The following is a 16,888-nucleotide window of genomic DNA, read 5'->3' on the forward strand; positions in this document are numbered from 1 at the left end:
GACGACACCGCACTTCCCGACGTCCCTCGAGACAGACCAGACAGAAGGCAGGACAGCAATGGAAGCCAAGGCGCAGGCACGGTTCGTCCGTGTCACGCCCCAGAAGGCCCGGCGCGTCGTGGACCTCATCCGTGGCAAGCAGGCCGAAGAGGCCGTCGCGACGCTGAGGTTCGCGCCGCAGGCCGCGGGGGAGACCGTCCGCAAGGTGGTCGAGAGCGCGATCGCCAACGCACGGGTGAAGGCCGACCGTGCCAGCCAGGCGTTCGACGAGCGTGAGCTCGTCGTCGTCGAGGCGTACGTCGACGAGGGGCCGACCCTCAAGCGGTTCCGCCCGCGCGCACAGGGCCGGGCGAGCCAGATCCTCAAGCGGACCAGCCACATCACCGTGGTCGTGGCCCCGGTCGAGAAGAAGGAGAGGGCCCGATAGTGGGACAGAAGGTCAACCCGCACGGGTACCGGCTCGGCATCACCACGGACCACCGCTCGCGGTGGTTCGCCGACAGCACGAAGCCCGGCCAGCGGTACCGCGACTACGTCCGGGAGGACGTCGCGATCCGCAAGCTCATGTCCACGGGGCTCGAGCGCGCCGGCATCGCCAAGGTCGAGATCGAGCGCACCCGGGACCGGGTCCGCGTCGACATCCACACCGCCCGCCCGGGCATCGTCATCGGGCGTCGTGGCGCGGAGGCGGACCGCATCCGCGGGGAGCTCGAGAAGCTCACCGGCAAGCAGGTGCAGCTCAACATCCTCGAGGTGAAGAACGCCGAGATGGAGTCTCAGCTGGTCGCCCAGGGGATCGCGGAGCAGCTCGCGAGCCGCGTCTCGTTCCGTCGCGCCATGCGCAAGGGCATGCAGTCCGCCCAGCGCGCGGGTGCCAAGGGCATCCGGGTCCAGTGCTCGGGTCGCCTCGGCGGCGCCGAGATGAGCCGGAGCGAGTTCTACCGCGAGGGCCGGGTGCCGCTGCACACGCTCCGCGCGAACATCGACTACGGCTTCTACGAGGCCAAGACGACGTTCGGCCGCATCGGCGTCAAGGTGTGGATCTACAAGGGCGACATGACCGAGAAGGAGTTCGCGCAGCAGCAGGCCACGCAGGCCCCGCGCTCGCCGCGTGGACCCCGCGGTGACCGTCCCGAGCGCCCCGCGCGCGGTGGTGCCGGTGCCGGTGGTGGCCCTCGTCGTCAGGCCGAGACCCCGGCGCCGGCCGCCGAGGCCGCAGCCCCCGCGACGGACGCCGCGGCGCCCGCCGCCGAGCCCGGAACGGAGGCCTGAGCAATGCTGATCCCGCGCAGGCTCAAGCACCGCAAGCAGCACCACCCGGGGCGCTCCGGCGCCGCGACCGGTGGCACCGCGATCGCGTTCGGTGAGTACGGCATCCAGGCTCTCGAGCCCGCCTACGTCACCAACCGCCAGATCGAGGCTGCTCGTATCGCGATGACCCGCCACATCAAGCGTGGCGGCAAGGTCTGGATCAACATCTACCCGGACCGCCCGCTCACCAAGAAGCCGGCGGAGACCCGCATGGGTTCCGGCAAGGGTTCGCCCGAGTGGTGGATCGCCAACGTCAAGCCGGGCCGGGTTCTGTTCGAGCTCGCCGGCGTCCCGGAGCCGCTGGCTCGCGAGGCCATGCGTCGCGCGCAGCACAAGCTCCCGATGAAGACCCGTTTCGTGGTCCGCGAGGGTGGTGGCAACTGATGGCTCTGGGAACCAAGGACCTGGCCGTGAGTGAGCTGGACGGGTTCGACGACGAGCGACTGGTCGCCGAGCTGAAGAAGGCCAAGGAAGAGCTGTTCAACCTGCGCTTCCAGTCGGCCACCGGCCAGCTCGAGAGCCACGGGCGCCTCAAGGCCGTGCGCCGCGACATCGCGCGGATCTACACGATCCTGCGCGAGCGCGAGCTCGGCATCCGTACTGCCCCGAGCGCGAGCGAGTGAGGTCGACCATGGCAACGAAGAACGAGACCGCGGCGACGCCCCGCGCCGACCGCAAGTCGCGGCGCGGGTACGTCGTCAGCGACAAGATGGACAAGACCGTCGTGGTGGAGGTCGAGGACCGGGTCAAGCACCCGCTCTACGGCAAGGTCATCCGGCGCACGAGCAAGGTCAAGGCGCACGACGAGGCGAACTCGGCGGGCATCGGCGACCTGGTCGTGATCATGGAGACCCGTCCGCTGTCCGCCACCAAGCGGTGGCGTGTGGTCGAGGTCCTCGAGAAGGCCAAGTAGGCCTTCCCCGCACCGCCCAGCACGACTCAGCACGACAGCACTACTCAGTTGCCCCCGTGACCGAGGCGCCGGCTCCCGCCGGAGCCTCCCACGGGTGCATGACGGCAGCTATCCGTTCGGCCAGGCTCGTTCCGCGAGAACCGGCAGACGTCAGGAGTTCATCAGATGATCCAGCAGGAGTCGCGACTCAGGGTCGCCGACAACACGGGTGCCAAGGAGATCCTCTGCATCCGCGTTCTCGGTGGTTCGGGACGTCGCTACGCCGGAATCGGCGACACCATCGTCGCCACCGTCAAGGACGCGATCCCCGGCGGCAACGTCAAGAAGGGCGATGTGGTCAAGGCCGTCATCGTCCGCACCCGCAAGGAGCGCCGTCGGCCCGACGGCTCGTACATCAAGTTCGACGAGAACGCGGCCGTGATCCTCAAGAACGACGGGGAGCCCCGTGGGACCCGCATCTTCGGCCCGGTGGGCCGCGAGCTGCGTGACAAGAAGTTCATGAAGATCATCTCGCTGGCGCCGGAGGTGCTCTGACCATGGCCAAGATCAAGAAGGGCGACCTCGTCGTCGTCATCTCCGGTCGTGACCGGGGCAAGCAGGGACGGGTCCTCGAGGTCCTCACCGAGTCGCAGCGCGTCGTGGTCGAGGGTGTCCAGCGGGTCACGAAGCACGTCAAGGTCGGGCAGTCGCAGCGCGGCGCCCGGACCGGCGGCATCGAGACCGTCGAGGCTCCCATCCACATCAGCAACGTGATGGTCGTCGACCCGGAGTCCAAGAAGGGCACCCGGGTCGGGTACCGCACCGAGGAGATCGAGCGCGACGGTCGCACCAGGACCGTGCGGGTCCGTGTGGCCAAGCGCTCCGGTAAGGACATCTGATGAGCGTCGACAGCACCGAGACCACCACCGAGAACGTCAACGTGGCCGGCCCCCAGCCGCGACTCAAGGCGCGTTACGCGGACGAGATCGTCGGCGGGCTCCGTGAGGAGTTCAGCCACGAGAACGTCAACCAGGTCGCGCGGCTCACCAAGGTCGTCGTGAACATGGGTGTCGGCGACGCCGCCAAGGACTCGAAGCTCATCGAGGGCGCGATCAAGGACCTCACCGCGATCACCGGCCAGAAGCCGCAGGTGACGAAGGCCCGCAAGTCCATCGCGCAGTTCAAGCTCCGCGAGGGCATGCCGATCGGCGCGCACGTGACGCTGCGCGGCGACCGGATGTGGGAGTTCCTCGACCGGCTGCTCTCGACCGCGCTCCCGCGCATCCGCGACTTCCGCGGCCTGTCGCCCAAGCAGTTCGACGGTCACGGCAACTACACCTTCGGTCTCACGGAGCAGGTCATGTTCCACGAGATCGACCAGGACAAGATCGACCGCGTGCGGGGCATGGACGTCACCATCGTCACGACTGCGACCACCGATGCTGAGGGCCGCTCGCTGCTGAAGCGTCTCGGCTTCCCCTTCAAGGAGGACTGACATGGCGAAGACCGCCCTGATCCAGAAGGCCGCCAGGACGCCCAAGTTCAAGGTGCGCGCCTACACCCGGTGCCAGAAGTGCGGGCGTCCGCACTCCGTCTACCGCAAGTTCGGGCTCTGCCGCATCTGCGTGCGCGAGATGGCGCACGCAGGCGAGCTTCCCGGCGTCACCAAGAGCAGCTGGTAACCACTACGCCGCTGGTCCCCATCGCAGGCGCGAGCCCGGTGGGGATACCCCGGCGAGGAAGGGCGGAAGCCCGATGATGACCGACCCGATCGCAGACATGCTCACGCGTCTGCGGAACGCGAACTCGGCGTACCACGACACGGTGTCCATGCCGTACTCGAAGCTGAAGTCGCACGTTGCAGAGATCCTCCAGGCCGAGGGCTACATCGCCGGCTGGAAGGTCGAGGAGGCCGAGGTGGGCCAGACGCTCACCATCGAGCTCAAGTTCGGCCCGAACCGCGAGCGCTCGCTCGCCGGGATCAAGCGCGTGTCCAAGCCGGGCCTGCGCGTGTACGCGAAGTCGACCAACCTGCCCAGAGTGCTCGGCGGCCTGGGCGTGGCGATCCTGTCCACGTCCTCCGGTCTCCTCACCGACAAGCAGGCCGCCAAGAAGGGCGTGGGTGGGGAAGTCCTCGCCTACGTCTGGTAAGTCCGAGACGGAAAGGAGCTAGCCATGTCCCGTATCGGCAGAGTCCCCGTCCCGGTCCCCACCGGCGTGGATGTCACGATCGACGGCCCCACGGTCACCGTGAAGGGCCCCAAGGGGGAGCTGACGCACACCGTCGCGAGCCCCATCCAGGTCGCCCGCGACGAGAGCGGCGCTCTCGTGGTGACGCGCCCGAACGAGGAGCGCCTCTCGCGCTCCCTGCACGGGCTGACCCGCACGCTGCTCGCGAACCTCGTCGTCGGGGTCACGGAGGGGTACACGAAGAAGCTCGAGATCGTCGGTACCGGTTACCGCGTCACGGCGAAGGGCGAGAGCCTCGAGTTCGCGCTCGGCTTCAGCCACCCGGTCAGCATCGCCCCGCCGCCCGGCATCTCGTTCCAGGTCGAGGGCCCGACCAAGTTCTCGGTCAGCGGCATCGACAAGCAGCAGGTCGGCGAGGTCGCAGCGAACATCCGCAAGATCCGCAAGCCCGAGCCGTACAAGGGCAAGGGTGTGCGTTACGCCGGCGAGGTCGTCCGCCGCAAGGTCGGAAAGGCTGGTAAGTAAGCGATGGCTCTCACGATCAAGGGCAAGGGCAAGTCGATCTCTCGCGCCCGTCGTCACCTGCGGGTCCGCAAGAAGGTCTCGGGCTCGCCCGCCCGTCCGCGCCTCGTGGTCACCCGGTCCGCCCGGCACATGACCGCGCAGGTCGTCGATGACACGGTCGGACGCACCGTGGCCTCGGCGTCGACCCTCGAGGCCGACCTTCGGGGCCTCGACGGCGACAAGACGGCGAAGGCCCGTCGCATCGGCGAGCTCGTCGCCGAGCGTGCCAAGGCCGCCGGCGTCGAGGCGGTCGTCTTCGACCGCGGCGGCAACAAGTACCACGGCCGGGTGGCAGCAGTCGCCGACGGGGCCCGCGAAGGCGGCCTGACCCTGTGACGACCTACACCATCCCCGTACGGAAGCAGAGGACCCACTGATGGCTGCACCGCAGCGCAGCAACACCGGCGCCCCCGCGGGCGGCTCCGGCGGCGACCGTCGCGACGGTGGCCGTCGGGACGGCCGTCGGGACGCCCCGGAGAAGAGCGCCTTCCTGGAACGCGTCGTGACGATCAACCGCGTCTCCAAGGTCGTCAAGGGCGGCCGCCGCTTCAGCTTCACCGCGCTCGTCGTGGTGGGCGACGGCGACGGAACCGTCGGCGTCGGCTACGGCAAGGCCAAGGAGGTGCCCGCGGCGATCGCCAAGGGTGTCGAGGAGGCCAAGAAGAACTTCTTCAAGGTCCCGCGCATCCAGGGCACCATCCCGCACCCCATCCAGGGCGAGGCAGCCGCGGGTGTCGTCTTCCTGCGTCCGGCTGCGCCGGGTACCGGCGTGATCGCCGGCGGTCCGGTGCGCGCCGTGCTGGAGTGCGCCGGCATCCACGACGTGCTGAGCAAGTCGCTCGGCTCGACCAACGCGCTCAACATCGTGCACGCCACGGTCGAGGCGCTCCGCGGGCTCGAGCAGCCCGAGGCCGTGGCGGCTCGCCGTGGCCTGCCGCTCGAGCACGTCGCGCCGGCCTCGCTGCTGCGGGCCCGGGCTGCAGGGGTGGGTGCGTGATGGCCCGTCTCAAGGTGACCCAGACCAAGTCCGCCATCGGCGGCAAGCAGAACCAGCGCGACACGCTGCGCACCCTGGGCCTGAAGCGGATCGGCGACGTCGTCGTCAAGGAGGACCGTCCGGAGATCCGCGGCATGGTCTCGACGGTGACGCACCTGGTCGCGGTCGAGGAGGTCGACTGATGGCTGACAAGGACGACAAGACGCAGGCCGACGCCGAGGTGAAGGCCCCGGCGAAGAAGAAGGCGCCGGCCCAGGCCGCCGCCACGAAGGCCGAGAAGGCGCCCGCCGCCAAGGCGACGCCCACGAAGGCCGACGACGCGACGTCGTCGGCGGCCGAGAAGACGCCCGCCAAGGCGAGCTCGAGCAGGACGGGCACCGCCAAGGCGAGCACCTCGAAGTCGAGCACCGCGAAGTCGAGCACCGCGAAGTCGAGCACCAAGGCTGCGGCCGCTGAGGCCGAGGTGGGAGCCGGCGGCACGCTCAAGGTGCACCACCTCCGTCCGGCCCCCGGCGCCAGGACCGCCAAGACCCGCGTGGGTCGCGGCGAGGCGTCCAAGGGCAAGACGGCGGGTCGCGGTACCAAGGGCACCAAGGCGCGCTACCAGGTGTCGGCCGGCTTCGAGGGTGGTCAGATGCCGATGCACATGCGCCTGCCGAAGCTCCGCGGGTTCAAGAACCCGTTCCGCACCGAGTACCAGGTGGTGAACCTGGACAAGCTGTCCGCGCTGTACCCGGCGGGCGGCTCGGTGACGGTCGAGGACCTCGTGGCGAAGGGCGCTGTCCGCAAGGGCGCCCCCGTCAAGGTCCTCGGGACCGGCGAGCTGACGGTCAAGCTGTCGGTCGCGGTGGACGCCTACTCGGCGTCCGCCAAGGACAAGATCGTCGCCGCCGGCGGGTCCGTCGAGCAGGACTGATCGCAGGACGGGGTCGGAGGGACACAGGTCCTTCCGACCCCGTTCCCGCATCCGGGCACCGATCGGTTAGGGTTCCCGGGGCCCCAGGGGGCCGGACGACCGTCGGGGTCTCCCGACGTCACGGACAGACCGCCCACGGCGGAGCAGGAGGACAGGTGCTCAGCGCATTCGCCCGGGCGTTCAGGACGCCCGATCTGCGGCGCAAGCTGCTCTTCACCATCGCGGTCATGGCGATCTTCCGGGTGGGCTCGTTCCTGCCGACGCCGGGAGTCTCCTACCCGAACGTCCAGACCTGCATCGACGAGACCGCGGGGAACAACGACCTGCTGGGCCTCGTCAACCTCTTCAGCGGCGGCGCGCTGCTCCAGCTGTCGGTGTTCGCGCTCGGGATCATGCCGTACATCACGGCGAGCATCATCGTGCAGCTGCTGCGCGTGGTCATCCCGCGCTTCGAGGCGCTCCACAAGGAAGGGCAGTCGGGCACCGCGAAGCTCACGCAGTACACCCGGTACCTCACGATCGCCCTCGCGATCCTGCAGTCGACGACGGTCATCACGGTCGCGCGCACGGGCCAGCTGTTCCAGGGCTGCTCGGTCGACGTGGTCCCGAACGACTCGGTCGTGACGATCCTGCTCATGGTCCTCACGATGACCGCGGGCACCGGTCTGATCATGTGGCTCGGCGAGCTCATCACCGAGCGCGGCGTCGGCAACGGCATGTCGCTCCTGATCTTCACGTCGATCGCGGCGAGCTTCCCGACCGCCCTGTGGTCCATCGCGGGCGGCGACAACGGCGTCAGCAAGTTCCTCATCGTGATGACCGTGATCATCCTGGTGATCGGCCTGGTCGTGTTCGTCGAGCAGTCGCAGCGACGCATCCCGGTGCAGTACGCGAAGCGGATGGTCGGCCGCCGCATGTACGGCGGCTCGAGCACCTACATCCCGATCAAGATCAACATGGCCGGAGTGATCCCGATCATCTTCGCGGCGTCCCTGCTCGCCGTGCCGAGCCTGCTGGTCCAGTTCGGGGACCAGACGTCCGAGTGGGTCATCTGGGTCGCGAACAACCTGGTGGACCCGGGGGCGCCGCTGTACCTGGCGATCTACATCGTCCTCATCATCTTCTTCTGCTACTTCTACACCGCGATCACGTTCAACCCGGACGAGGTCGCCGACAACATGAAGAAGTACGGCGGCTTCATCCCCGGCATCCGGGCGGGTCGTCCCACGGCGGAGTACCTCTCCTACGTGATCTCGCGGATCACCGCGCCCGGGTCGGTGTACCTCGCGCTCGTCGCGCTCATCCCGACGATCGCGTTCATCCTGCTGGACATCTCGACCCAGATCCCGTTCGGTGGCGCGTCGATCCTCATCGTGGTCGGGGTGGGCCTCGACACGGTCAAGCAGATCGAGTCCCAGCTCCAGCAGCGTCACTACGAAGGGTTCCTCCGATGAGCGCGCGCCTGCTGATCATGGGGCCGCAGGGCTCCGGCAAGGGGACCCAGGCGATCCGCCTCGCCGAGCGCATGGACGTGCCGGCCATCTCGACGGGTGACATCTTCCGCGCCAACGTCAAGGGGGGCACCGAGCTCGGCACCCAGGCCCAGGCGATCATGGACGCGGGCGACCTCGTCCCCGACGAGCTGACCAACGCGATGGTCCGCGACCGGCTCTCGCAGGAGGACGCGTCGCGCGGGTTCATCCTCGACGGCTACCCGCGCAACGCCGCTCAGGTGACCGCGCTCGACCAGATGCTCCAGGGCGACGGTGTCGCGCTCGACGCGGTCGTCGAGCTGTCGGCGCCGCGCGACGAGCTCCTGGCCCGGCTGGCGAGGCGTGCCGCGATCGAGGGCCGCACCGACGACACCGAGGACGCGATCCGCCGCCGTCTCGAGGTCTACGCGGAGCAGACGGCGCCGCTCACCGAGGCGTACGCGGCGCGGGGACTCCTCGTGACCGTGGACGGCATCGGCGAGGTCGACGGCGTCACCGAGCGCGTGCTCGCGGCCCTGGCCGAGCACGTCGGCTGACGCGGAGGCGGAGCGAGGCATGTTCGGGCGCGACAAGGTGGAGTACAAGACGCCGGAGCAGGTCCGCACCATGCGCCGCGCCGGGCTCGTCGTGGCCGACGCCCTCGAGGCCGTGCGCGCGCAGGTGCGGCCGGGACTCACGACGGCCGACCTCGACGCGATCGCCGCCGAGGTGATCCGCGAGGCCGGTGCGACCGCGTCGTTCCTGGGGTACTACGGGTACCCCGGGACGCTGTGCGTGTCGGTCAACGACGAGGTGGTGCACGGCATCCCCGGTCCGCGGCTGCTCGAGCCCGGCGACGTGGTGTCGGTCGACTGCGGCGCGATCGTCGAGGGCTGGCACGGCGACTCCGCCATGACGGTCGTCCTGCCCGAGGCGGACCCGCTGGACGTGGAGCTCTCCCGGACCACCGAGGACGCGATGTGGGCCGGCATCGCCGCGCTCGCGAAGGGCGAGCGGCTGGGCGCGGTCGGTGAGGCCGTCGAGGACACGGTCGACGCGGCCGAGGCCGCCGGTGCCAACGGCGGGGTGCGGTTCGGCGTCGTGCAGGAGTACGTGGGGCACGGGATCGGCAGCGAGATGCACCAGCCGCCCGACGTCCTCAACTACCGGACGCGCGACCGCGGGCTGAGGCTCAAGCCCGGCATGTGCCTCGCGGTCGAGCCGATGCTCGCGCGGGGCGGGCGGACCACGCAGGTCCTCGAGGACGACTGGACGGTCGTGACCGACGACGGCTCGCGGGCCGCGCACTGGGAGCACTCGGTCGCGATCCTGCCCGACGGCATCTGGGTGCTGACCGCGCGCGACGGGGGTGCCGAGCGGCTCGGGGCCCTGGGCGTCCAGATCGCACCGCTGGACTGAGCGGGCCAACCGGGCAGGTGCGAACCGGGCAGGTGCGAACCGGGCCAGTTTCCGGTCCCCGCGGCGATGCCGTACGATAGCCCGTTGGGTGCGTGTGCCGTGCAGGCGACGCGCACATCAATCCATCGACGTCCTCCGGTCCACCGTGACCGGGCGCCGGGATGGGCAGCTGTTGCACACCGAGAGTTAGCGGAGGATATGGCAAAGAAGGACGGTGTCATCGAGATCGAGGGCAGCGTTGTCGAGGCTCTGCCGAACGCGATGTTCCGCGTGGAGCTGGCCAACGGCCACCGAGTGCTCGCCCACATCTCGGGCAAGATGCGTCAGCACTACATCCGGATCCTCCCCGAGGACCGGGTGGTCGTTGAGCTGAGCCCGTACGACCTGTCCCGTGGCCGGATCGTCTACCGCTACAAGTAACCACCACTCGATCACGCCGTCGCGTCTCGCACAGCCATGCGCGAAACGCAGCTCACGGCGGCGGAGGACAACCATGAAGGTCAAGCCCAGCGTCAAGAAGATCTGCGACAAGTGCAAGGTGATCCGCCGGCACGGTCGCGTCATGGTGATCTGCGAGAACCTGCGCCACAAGCAGCGCCAGGGCTGACGCCCTGACGCTCGGGGCGGCTCGAGCGGATCACCCGGTGCGTGCCCCTCGGGGCGCGGACCGACCAGCGCACCACCACTCCGGTGCCCGTCCCACGGGCGGCACACGGTGAACCCCCGGCTCGGAGGCCGGGGCCCGCGGACCTCGCGGGAAGGTGGTGCGGAAGACCTCCGACGCAGTACAGGAGTCACCGGACACATGGCACGTCTTGTCGGCGTCGACCTCCCCCGCGAGAAGCGGCTCGAGATCGCGCTCACCTACATCTACGGCGTCGGCCGTACTCGCGCCCAGCAGACGCTGGCCGCCACGGGCATCAGCCCGGACGTCCGCGTCAAGGACCTCGGCGACACCGAGCTCGTGGCGCTCCGCGACCACCTCGAGGGCAGCTACAAGCTCGAGGGCGACCTGCGTCGCGAGGTCGCGGCGGACATCCGACGCAAGGTCGAGATCGGCAGCTACGAGGGCATCCGGCACCGCCGTGGCCTCCCGGTGCGCGGTCAGCGCACCAAGACCAACGCGCGCACCCGCAAGGGCCCGAAGCGCACCGTCGCCGGCAAGAAGAAGGCCGGTCGCAAGTAGCAGCAGGCGCCTGCCCGGCGCGGTGACCCGTCACCGGCCGTGCGCGGCACCGCAGCCAGCCGACCTCAGACCAGGAGAAGAACAGACATGCCTCCCAAGACCCGTACCGCCGTGCGCAAGCCGCGCCGCAAGGAGAAGAAGAACGTCTCCCACGGCCAGGCGCACATCAAGAGCACCTTCAACAACACGATCGTCTCCATCACCGACCCGTCCGGCGCCGTGATCGCCTGGGCGTCGTCCGGCCAGGTGGGCTTCAAGGGCTCGCGCAAGTCGACGCCCTTCGCCGCGCAGCTCGCCGCCGAGGCTGCGGCCCGGCGTGCGCAGGAGCACGGCATGAAGAAGGTCGACGTCTTCGTCAAGGGCCCGGGCTCGGGCCGTGAGACCGCGATCCGCTCGCTCCAGGCGACCGGCCTCGAGGTCGGTTCGATCTCCGACGTCACGCCCCAGGCGCACAACGGCTGCCGCCCGCCGAAGCGCCGTCGCGTCTGATCGGCCGGACCAGCGGGTCCGCGCACGCTCCACCGGCTGCGCGCGGCCCGCTGGTCCACGCTCCACCCGCAGTCCTGCCACGTCCCGCCGGCCGTCGTCCGCCGCCGGGACCGGCGCATGAAGTGCCCGCCTCGGTAGACCGAGACCCGGCGGACGCGTACGACCGCAGAGCGTCATATGGCGGACGCTCGCTGAGAGGAACCCAGAAGTGCTCATCGCACAGCGCCCCACCCTGACCGAAGAGGTCATCTCCGAGTACCGGTCGCGGTTCTCCATCGAGCCGCTGGAACCCGGCTTCGGCTACACGCTCGGCAACTCCCTGCGCCGCACCCTGCTCTCGTCGATCCCGGGTGCCGCCGTCACGTCCATCCGGATCGACGGCGTCCTGCACGAGTTCACCACGGTGCCGGGCGTGAAGGAGGACGTCACCGAGATCATCCTCAACATCAAGAACCTCGTCGTCTCCTCGGAGAACGACGAGCCGGTCGTGATGTACCTGCGCAAGCAGGGCTCGGGCGCGGTCACCGCCGCGGACATCGTCCCGCCCGCCGGCGTGCAGGTGCACAACCCCGACCTGCACATCGCGACGCTCAACGACAAGGGCAAGCTCGAGATCGAGCTCACCGTCGAGCGCGGCCGCGGCTACGTCTCGGCGCAGCAGAACAAGTCGTACGACGCCGAGATCGGCCGCGTGCCGGTCGACTCGATCTACTCGCCGGTGCTCAAGGTGACGTACAAGGTCGAGGCCACCCGTGTCGAGCAGCGCACGGACTTCGACAAGCTGATCGTCGACGTCGAGACCAAGAACGCGATCTCCCCGCGCGACGCGCTGGCCTCGGCCGGCTCGACGCTGGTCGAGCTCTTCGGGCTCGCCCGTGAGCTCAACGTCGAGGCCGAGGGCATCGAGATCGGCCCGTCCCCGACGGACGCCGCGCTCGCCGCCGACCTGGCCCTGCCGATCGAGGACCTGCAGCTGACGATCCGGTCCTACAACTGCCTCAAGCGTGAGGGCATCCACACCGTGGGTGAGCTCGTGGCGCGCAGCGAGGCCGACCTGCTGGACATCCGCAACTTCGGTGCGAAGTCGATCACCGAGGTCAAGGAGAAGCTGGCCGAGCTCAGCCTGTCCCTCAAGGACAGCCCGCTCGACTTCGACCCGACCCAGACCGCCGGCTACTACGACGGCGACGAGGGCGAGTACGTCGAGGACGAGCAGCAGCAGTACTGACGCGCGCGTGCGGCGCGGGGCTGACCGGCCCGGCCGCTGTTCACCACTGGAACTGAGGAGTTACAACGATGCCTACGCCCACCAAGGGTCCCCGGCTCGGCGGCGGCCCGGCGCACGAGCGGCTGATCCTGGCCAACCTGGCCACCAGCCTGTTCGAGCACCGGCGGATCACGACCACCGAGGCGAAGGCGAAGCGGCTGCGTCCGCTCGCCGAGCGCCTGATCACGTTCGCCAAGCGCGGCGACCTGCACGCCCGTCGCCGGGTGCTCACGGTCGTCCGCGACAAGGGCGTCGTGCACGCCCTGTTCACCGAGATCGCCCCCGCGGTCGCGGAGCGCCAGGGTGGCTACACCCGCATCACGAAGATCGGCCCCCGCAAGGGTGACAACGCGCCGATGGCCGTGATCGAGCTCGTGCTCGAGCCGCTCAGCCCGAAGCAGGCGACCGTCCGCGAGGCCGAGAAGGCCACGAAGAAGGCCGCTGCCCCGAAGGCGACAGCGAAGCCGGCCGACACGGCTCCCGCCACCGAGCTCCCGGCCGACGAGGCGCCCGTGACCGAGACGCCCGCCGCCGACGCTCCCGTGGAGGCGCCCGCCGAGGAGACCGCCACGGAGACGGCGACCGAGGAGCCGGCAGCCGAGGCCGCCGGGGACGCGCCCGAGACCGACAAGGCCTGACGGACCGCACCGCACGGACGAGGGCCCGGGTCCGAGACACACCGTCTCGGACCCGGGCCCTCGTCCGTGCGGCCCATCCGACCGGTCCGCCCTCCCGAGCCGCTGCATGCGCAGACCACCGTCCCGGCCGAGCGTCCCGGCCCACCGTCACGGCCCCGCGTCCCGGCCCACCGTCCCGGCCCCGCCTGCCTGGCGCGACCCGTGGTCCCTTCCGCGCGGAGCGTGTGACGGGTGCGACGGATGGGGCGTGCCCAAGACCGTGTACGCGCCTCGACCGTCACTCGCGTCACCTGCTCCGCGCACGACGGACACACGACCGCGGCGCGACGTCGGCATGGGAGCCGCGCGACGGCCGCGCGACGGCCGCGCGACAGGCGCGTGACGGCGGCGCGACGGCGGCGCGACGTCGTCCTAGGGTCGTCCCATGGGGCTCCCGGTCGTCCTGGTGCACGGTCTTCGCACGTCGCGGACCATGTGGCGCGCCCAGGTGGAGGCGCTCGACGCCACGGGTCACCGCGCTCTCGCCGTGGACCTGCCGGGCCACGGGACTCGTCGGGGCGAACGGTTCACGCTCGACGGCGCGGTCGACGCCGTCGCCGAGGCGGTCGACGACGTGGGGGGCCGGGCGCTCGTCGTCGGGCTCTCGCTCGGTGGCTACGTCGCGATCACCCACGCGGCGCGGCGTCCGGACCAGGTCGTGGGACTCGTGGCAGCGGGCTGCAGCACCCGGCCGTCCCGCCTGGTCGTCGAGGGATGGGCGGTCGCGGCTCGCGGCATCGCGCGGCTGCCCGACGCCGGCGCCGGGCTCAACCAGTTCATGGTCGACCGCACGCTGCCGGCCGCGGGCCGGGTCGACGTCGCGGCCGGCGGGTTCGCGTTCGACGTCATGGAGGACGCGCTGCACGAGATGCTCGGCGTCGACCCCGTCGCCGACCTCGCGCGCCTGGACGTCCCGGTCTGGCTCGTCAACGGGCGCTTCGACCACTTCCGCAGCCAGGAGCGCCGCTACCTCGCGGCGTGCCGCGACGGCCACCTGGTGGTCGTCCGCGGCGCCAAGCACCTCGTCAACCTCGACGCCCCGGTGGCGTTCAGCCGCGTCCTGCTCGACGTGCTCGCGCGGCTCACCGACGCCCCGGTCAGCGCGGGCTGACCGGACGCCTCACCGCCGCCGCAGCTCCCACGCGCGGACCCCGCCGACGATCCCCGCGGAGTTCGGCACGACGACCACGTCGTCGCCGAGCCGCGCCAGCACCTGCGGCGACACGCGCCGGGAGTTGCCGCCGCCGAGGTAGAGGCGGTCCCAGAGGAACACCGGCCGCAGGCCCTCGACCACGCGCCGCACCCGGCGCGACCACAGCGCGTCGCCGAGCCGGGCCCGCTCGACCTGCCCGACGTACGCGTCGTACGTCGTCCCCCACCGCACGGGCGCCTGGGACAGCTCGAGGTGCGGGGCCAGCACGCCGCCGTCGAACAGCGCCGACCCCAGGCCCGTCCCGAGCGTGAGGACCAGCTCGAGGCCGCTGCCGGCCACGACTCCCGCGCCGTGGACCTCGGCGTCGTTGAGGACGAGCGCCGGCAGGTCGAGCGCGGCGCGGACGGCCGCCTGCATGTCGAAGTCGGCCCAGGCGGCGACGAGCTCCGGCAGCACCCTGCTGTGCGGCCCCGACCGGGTCACGTAGTGCGGCGTCGCGACGACGACGCCGTGGCGCAGCATCCCGGGCATCCCGACGGTCACGCGGTCGGCGGGCGGGAGCGAGGCCGCGATGTCGACGACCGTCGCGACGAGCCGGTCGGGCGGCAGCGGGTACGGCGTCGGCACCCGGAGCGCCGGCGCACGGAGCGTTCCCGCGCCGTCGAGGACGGACGCCTTGATCCCGCCGCCCCCGCAGTCGATCGCGAGGGTGTGCGGCTGCGTGTCCCGCGCGTCGGTGTCCGCCACGACGACCGACGCTACCGGCCGGTGCGCCGCCGTCGGCCGTTAGGTTGGGGGCGTGCCGCGCGTCCGCCTCGACCTCGCCTACGACGGCACCGCGTTCGCCGGGTGGGCCCGGCAGCCCGCGCTGCGCACGGTGCAGGGCACGGTCGAGGACGCGCTCGGCGTCGTCCTCCGCGGTGACCCGCCGCCCCGGCTCACGGTCGCCGGGCGCACGGACGCGGGCGTCCACGCGCGCGGCCAGGTGGCGCACCTCGACGTGGACGACGCCGCATGGCTCGCGCTGCCCGGCCGGTCGGACCGCGAGCCGGGGCCCGCGCTCGTCGCGAGGCTCGCGGGACTGCTGCCGGGCGACGTCGTCGTGCACCGGGTCGCCCCGGCGCCTGCCGGCTTCGACGCGCGCTTCTCCGCGCTGCGCCGGCGCTACGCCTACCGCATCGCCGACGACGACGCGGCGCGCGACCCCCTGCGCCGGCACCACGTGCTGTGGCACCGGCGGGCGCTCGACGTCGAGGCGATGCAGGCCGCGGTGGGCCCGCTGGTCGGGCACCACGACTTCAGCGCGTTCTGCAAGCCGCGCGAGGGTGCGACGACGATCCGGACCCTCGAGGAGCTCGCGTGGGAGCGGCCGGCCGACGGGCCGGACGCCGGGCTCGTCGTGGCGACGGTCACCGCCGACGCCTTCTGCCACCACATGGTGCGCGCGCTCGTGAGCGCCTCGATCGCCGTCGGCGAGGGCCGTCGACCGGTCGCGTGGCCGGGCGACGTGCTGGCCCGCGGGGAGCGCGGGGGAGCGGACGGCGGCGGGGCGCTCGTCCCGGCGCGGGGGCTCACGCTCGAGGAGGTCGGCTACCCCGACGACGCGGAGCTCGAGGCGCGGGCGCGTCGGACGCGCGCGGTCCGGGTCCCTCTCGGCCCCGTTCCCGGCGGTCGTGTTCCCGGTGACCGCGTTCCCGTCGACCGGACGGCCCCGGGCGGTCCACCGCCGGAGTGACGCCTCACGGGTCGCGTCACTCCGGCGGGGAGTCGGTGGCCGGCGCCGCTCCGCGCGAGCGGTGCCGCCGGGTCGCCCCCGTCAGGGGCGCGGGTCCTCGACGATACGCATCGCGGCCTCCTCGGCAGAAGCCGCTCCGCCGTCGATGCCGACGTCCTCGGCGAACGTGTCGTTGCCGCGGTGGCCGTCGAGGGCGTCGCCGTCCTCGACGAGCCGGCCGGCGCGATCGGGCTGGCGGGCGCCCTTCTCGGGCTGGTCCCAGACCTCGGGCTCCTCCTCGGAGAGCCGCAGGTCCATGGGCTCGCCGTGCGACTCCTCCCAGGCGGTCTCGCCCCAGTGGTTGGAGCGCGGACGCTCGGGCGGTGACGTCCCGAGGTCGAGCAGCTCGTCGGAGCTGCCACCCGACATCGTGTCCTCGCCGGACAGCTGGTCGGAGTCGCCCTCGGTGCCGGTCGCCGGGTCGGTACGGGTGGCCGGGGTGTCGTCGCTCATGGCTCCACGGTCGCACCGCGACGGCGGGTCCGCCAGAGGAGAGGGCGCCGCGCGGGGGCGGCACGAGGTCCGCGGCCCGCGGCCCGTCGCCCGCGGAAAGGGTTCGCCCGCGCCCGGCCGTCCACCCC

27 protein-coding genes and 1 pseudogene are annotated in these 16,888 nt (G+C 71.3%); 26 read left to right on the top strand and 2 right to left on the bottom strand.

The features are described 5' to 3' along the window. The first annotated feature begins 58 nt into the window (after nucleotides 1-58). From rplV to HIR71_RS01465, 25 genes and pseudogenes are all read left to right on the top strand, one after another. On the top strand, nucleotides 59-427 hold the full coding sequence (rplV, locus tag HIR71_RS01345; protein WP_169322787.1) for a 50S ribosomal protein L22: 369 nt from the start codon (nucleotides 59-61) through the stop codon (nucleotides 425-427). Next, nucleotides 427-1,272 (top strand): 30S ribosomal protein S3, encoded by an 846-nt coding sequence (gene rpsC, locus HIR71_RS01350; protein ID WP_169322788.1) that lies wholly within the window; start codon nucleotides 427-429, stop codon nucleotides 1,270-1,272. Before rplV ends, rpsC begins: the two co-directional genes overlap by 1 nt. A gap of 3 nt (nucleotides 1,273-1,275) precedes the next feature. Next, nucleotides 1,276-1,695, top strand: a complete 420-nt coding sequence (rplP, locus tag HIR71_RS01355) for a 50S ribosomal protein L16 (protein WP_169322789.1) — start codon at nucleotides 1,276-1,278, stop codon at nucleotides 1,693-1,695. Further along, entirely contained in the window at nucleotides 1,695-1,934 is a 240-nt protein-coding gene (gene rpmC, locus HIR71_RS01360) for a 50S ribosomal protein L29 (RefSeq protein WP_169322790.1), read from the top strand. Before rplP ends, rpmC begins: the two co-directional genes overlap by 1 nt. An 8-nt stretch (nucleotides 1,935-1,942) precedes the next feature. Further along, complete coding sequence (gene rpsQ / locus HIR71_RS01365; RefSeq protein ID WP_169322791.1) at nucleotides 1,943-2,224, top strand: 30S ribosomal protein S17; 282 nt, start codon at nucleotides 1,943-1,945, stop codon at nucleotides 2,222-2,224. 165 nt (nucleotides 2,225-2,389) lie between these two features. Further along, nucleotides 2,390-2,758 carry a 50S ribosomal protein L14 gene (gene rplN, locus HIR71_RS01370; RefSeq protein ID WP_169322792.1) on the top strand — a complete coding sequence of 123 codons (369 nt, stop codon included), beginning with the start codon at nucleotides 2,390-2,392 and terminating at the stop codon, nucleotides 2,756-2,758. Between the two features lie 2 nt (nucleotides 2,759-2,760). Beyond that, a complete protein-coding gene (rplX, locus tag HIR71_RS01375) occupies nucleotides 2,761-3,102 on the top strand; it encodes a 50S ribosomal protein L24 (RefSeq protein WP_169322793.1) in 342 nt (113 codons plus the stop codon). Then, nucleotides 3,102-3,698 (top strand): 50S ribosomal protein L5, encoded by a 597-nt coding sequence (gene rplE, locus HIR71_RS01380; protein WP_169322794.1) that lies wholly within the window; start codon nucleotides 3,102-3,104, stop codon nucleotides 3,696-3,698. Before rplX ends, rplE begins: the two co-directional genes overlap by 1 nt. Nucleotide 3,699: 1 nt before the next feature. Further along, nucleotides 3,700-3,885, top strand: a complete 186-nt coding sequence (locus HIR71_RS01385; RefSeq protein WP_169322795.1) for a type Z 30S ribosomal protein S14 — start codon at nucleotides 3,700-3,702, stop codon at nucleotides 3,883-3,885. Between the two features lie 76 nt (nucleotides 3,886-3,961). Next, on the top strand, nucleotides 3,962-4,354 hold the full coding sequence (rpsH, locus tag HIR71_RS01390; protein ID WP_169322863.1) for a 30S ribosomal protein S8: 393 nt from the start codon (nucleotides 3,962-3,964) through the stop codon (nucleotides 4,352-4,354). A gap of 24 nt (nucleotides 4,355-4,378) precedes the next feature. Continuing rightward, a complete protein-coding gene (rplF, locus tag HIR71_RS01395) occupies nucleotides 4,379-4,918 on the top strand; it encodes a 50S ribosomal protein L6 (protein WP_169322796.1) in 540 nt (179 codons plus the stop codon). Nucleotides 4,919-4,921: 3 nt separating this feature from the next. Beyond that, complete coding sequence (gene rplR, locus HIR71_RS01400) at nucleotides 4,922-5,293, top strand: 50S ribosomal protein L18 (protein ID WP_169322797.1); 372 nt, start codon at nucleotides 4,922-4,924, stop codon at nucleotides 5,291-5,293. 40 nt (nucleotides 5,294-5,333) lie between these two features. Then, entirely contained in the window at nucleotides 5,334-5,954 is a 621-nt protein-coding gene (rpsE, locus tag HIR71_RS01405) for a 30S ribosomal protein S5 (RefSeq protein WP_169322798.1), read from the top strand. Further along, a complete protein-coding gene (gene rpmD / locus HIR71_RS01410; protein ID WP_169322799.1) occupies nucleotides 5,954-6,136 on the top strand; it encodes a 50S ribosomal protein L30 in 183 nt (60 codons plus the stop codon). The genes rpsE and rpmD overlap by 1 nt, the downstream gene beginning before the upstream one ends. A gap of 260 nt (nucleotides 6,137-6,396) precedes the next feature. Beyond that, nucleotides 6,397-6,870 (top strand): annotated as a pseudogene (gene rplO, locus HIR71_RS16320) (50S ribosomal protein L15); the annotation flags it as partial. Between the two features lie 155 nt (nucleotides 6,871-7,025). Beyond that, nucleotides 7,026-8,324, top strand: coding sequence for a preprotein translocase subunit SecY (gene secY, locus HIR71_RS01420; protein WP_169322800.1), 1,299 nt, complete (start codon nucleotides 7,026-7,028; stop codon nucleotides 8,322-8,324). Beyond that, entirely contained in the window at nucleotides 8,321-8,899 is a 579-nt protein-coding gene (locus HIR71_RS01425) for an adenylate kinase (protein WP_169322801.1), read from the top strand. The genes secY and HIR71_RS01425 overlap by 4 nt, the downstream gene beginning before the upstream one ends. A 19-nt stretch (nucleotides 8,900-8,918) precedes the next feature. Further along, nucleotides 8,919-9,761: a type I methionyl aminopeptidase gene (map, locus tag HIR71_RS01430; protein WP_169322802.1), complete on the top strand. Its 843-nt coding sequence runs from the start codon at nucleotides 8,919-8,921 to the stop codon at nucleotides 9,759-9,761. Nucleotides 9,762-9,959: 198 nt separating this feature from the next. Beyond that, nucleotides 9,960-10,181 (top strand): translation initiation factor IF-1, encoded by a 222-nt coding sequence (gene infA, locus HIR71_RS01435; protein ID WP_024286981.1) that lies wholly within the window; start codon nucleotides 9,960-9,962, stop codon nucleotides 10,179-10,181. Between the two features lie 73 nt (nucleotides 10,182-10,254). Continuing rightward, complete coding sequence (rpmJ, locus tag HIR71_RS01440) at nucleotides 10,255-10,368, top strand: 50S ribosomal protein L36 (RefSeq protein ID WP_009740505.1); 114 nt, start codon at nucleotides 10,255-10,257, stop codon at nucleotides 10,366-10,368. 198 nt (nucleotides 10,369-10,566) lie between these two features. Next, on the top strand, nucleotides 10,567-10,947 hold the full coding sequence (gene rpsM / locus HIR71_RS01445; RefSeq protein WP_169322803.1) for a 30S ribosomal protein S13: 381 nt from the start codon (nucleotides 10,567-10,569) through the stop codon (nucleotides 10,945-10,947). 87 nt (nucleotides 10,948-11,034) lie between these two features. Continuing rightward, a complete protein-coding gene (rpsK, locus tag HIR71_RS01450; protein ID WP_169322804.1) occupies nucleotides 11,035-11,436 on the top strand; it encodes a 30S ribosomal protein S11 in 402 nt (133 codons plus the stop codon). 208 nt (nucleotides 11,437-11,644) lie between these two features. After that, nucleotides 11,645-12,664 carry a DNA-directed RNA polymerase subunit alpha gene (locus tag HIR71_RS01455; RefSeq protein ID WP_169322805.1) on the top strand — a complete coding sequence of 340 codons (1,020 nt, stop codon included), beginning with the start codon at nucleotides 11,645-11,647 and terminating at the stop codon, nucleotides 12,662-12,664. Between the two features lie 68 nt (nucleotides 12,665-12,732). After that, nucleotides 12,733-13,341, top strand: coding sequence for a 50S ribosomal protein L17 (rplQ, locus tag HIR71_RS01460; protein WP_169322806.1), 609 nt, complete (start codon nucleotides 12,733-12,735; stop codon nucleotides 13,339-13,341). A 424-nt stretch (nucleotides 13,342-13,765) separates the two neighbouring features. Continuing rightward, nucleotides 13,766-14,491 (top strand): alpha/beta fold hydrolase, encoded by a 726-nt coding sequence (locus HIR71_RS01465; RefSeq protein ID WP_169322807.1) that lies wholly within the window; start codon nucleotides 13,766-13,768, stop codon nucleotides 14,489-14,491. Nucleotides 14,492-14,500: 9 nt separating this feature from the next. Here HIR71_RS01465 and HIR71_RS01470 read toward each other — a convergent pair whose 3' ends face one another. After that, entirely contained in the window at nucleotides 14,501-15,280 is a 780-nt protein-coding gene (locus tag HIR71_RS01470; RefSeq protein WP_169322808.1) for an ROK family protein, read from the bottom strand. A gap of 52 nt (nucleotides 15,281-15,332) precedes the next feature. Here HIR71_RS01470 and truA point away from each other — a divergent pair, with 52 nt between their 5' ends. After that, entirely contained in the window at nucleotides 15,333-16,268 is a 936-nt protein-coding gene (gene truA, locus HIR71_RS01475; RefSeq protein ID WP_169322809.1) for a tRNA pseudouridine(38-40) synthase TruA, read from the top strand. A gap of 81 nt (nucleotides 16,269-16,349) precedes the next feature. On the opposite strand, the gene HIR71_RS01480 is transcribed toward truA, so the two are convergent. Beyond that, nucleotides 16,350-16,760, bottom strand: coding sequence for a DUF5709 domain-containing protein (locus tag HIR71_RS01480; RefSeq protein ID WP_169322810.1), 411 nt, complete (start codon nucleotides 16,758-16,760; stop codon nucleotides 16,350-16,352). Between the last annotated feature and the right edge of the window lie 128 nt (nucleotides 16,761-16,888).

Source organism: Cellulomonas fimi (assembly GCF_012952065.1).
Lineage (GTDB): Bacteria > Actinomycetota > Actinomycetes > Actinomycetales > Cellulomonadaceae > Pengzhenrongella > Pengzhenrongella fimi_A.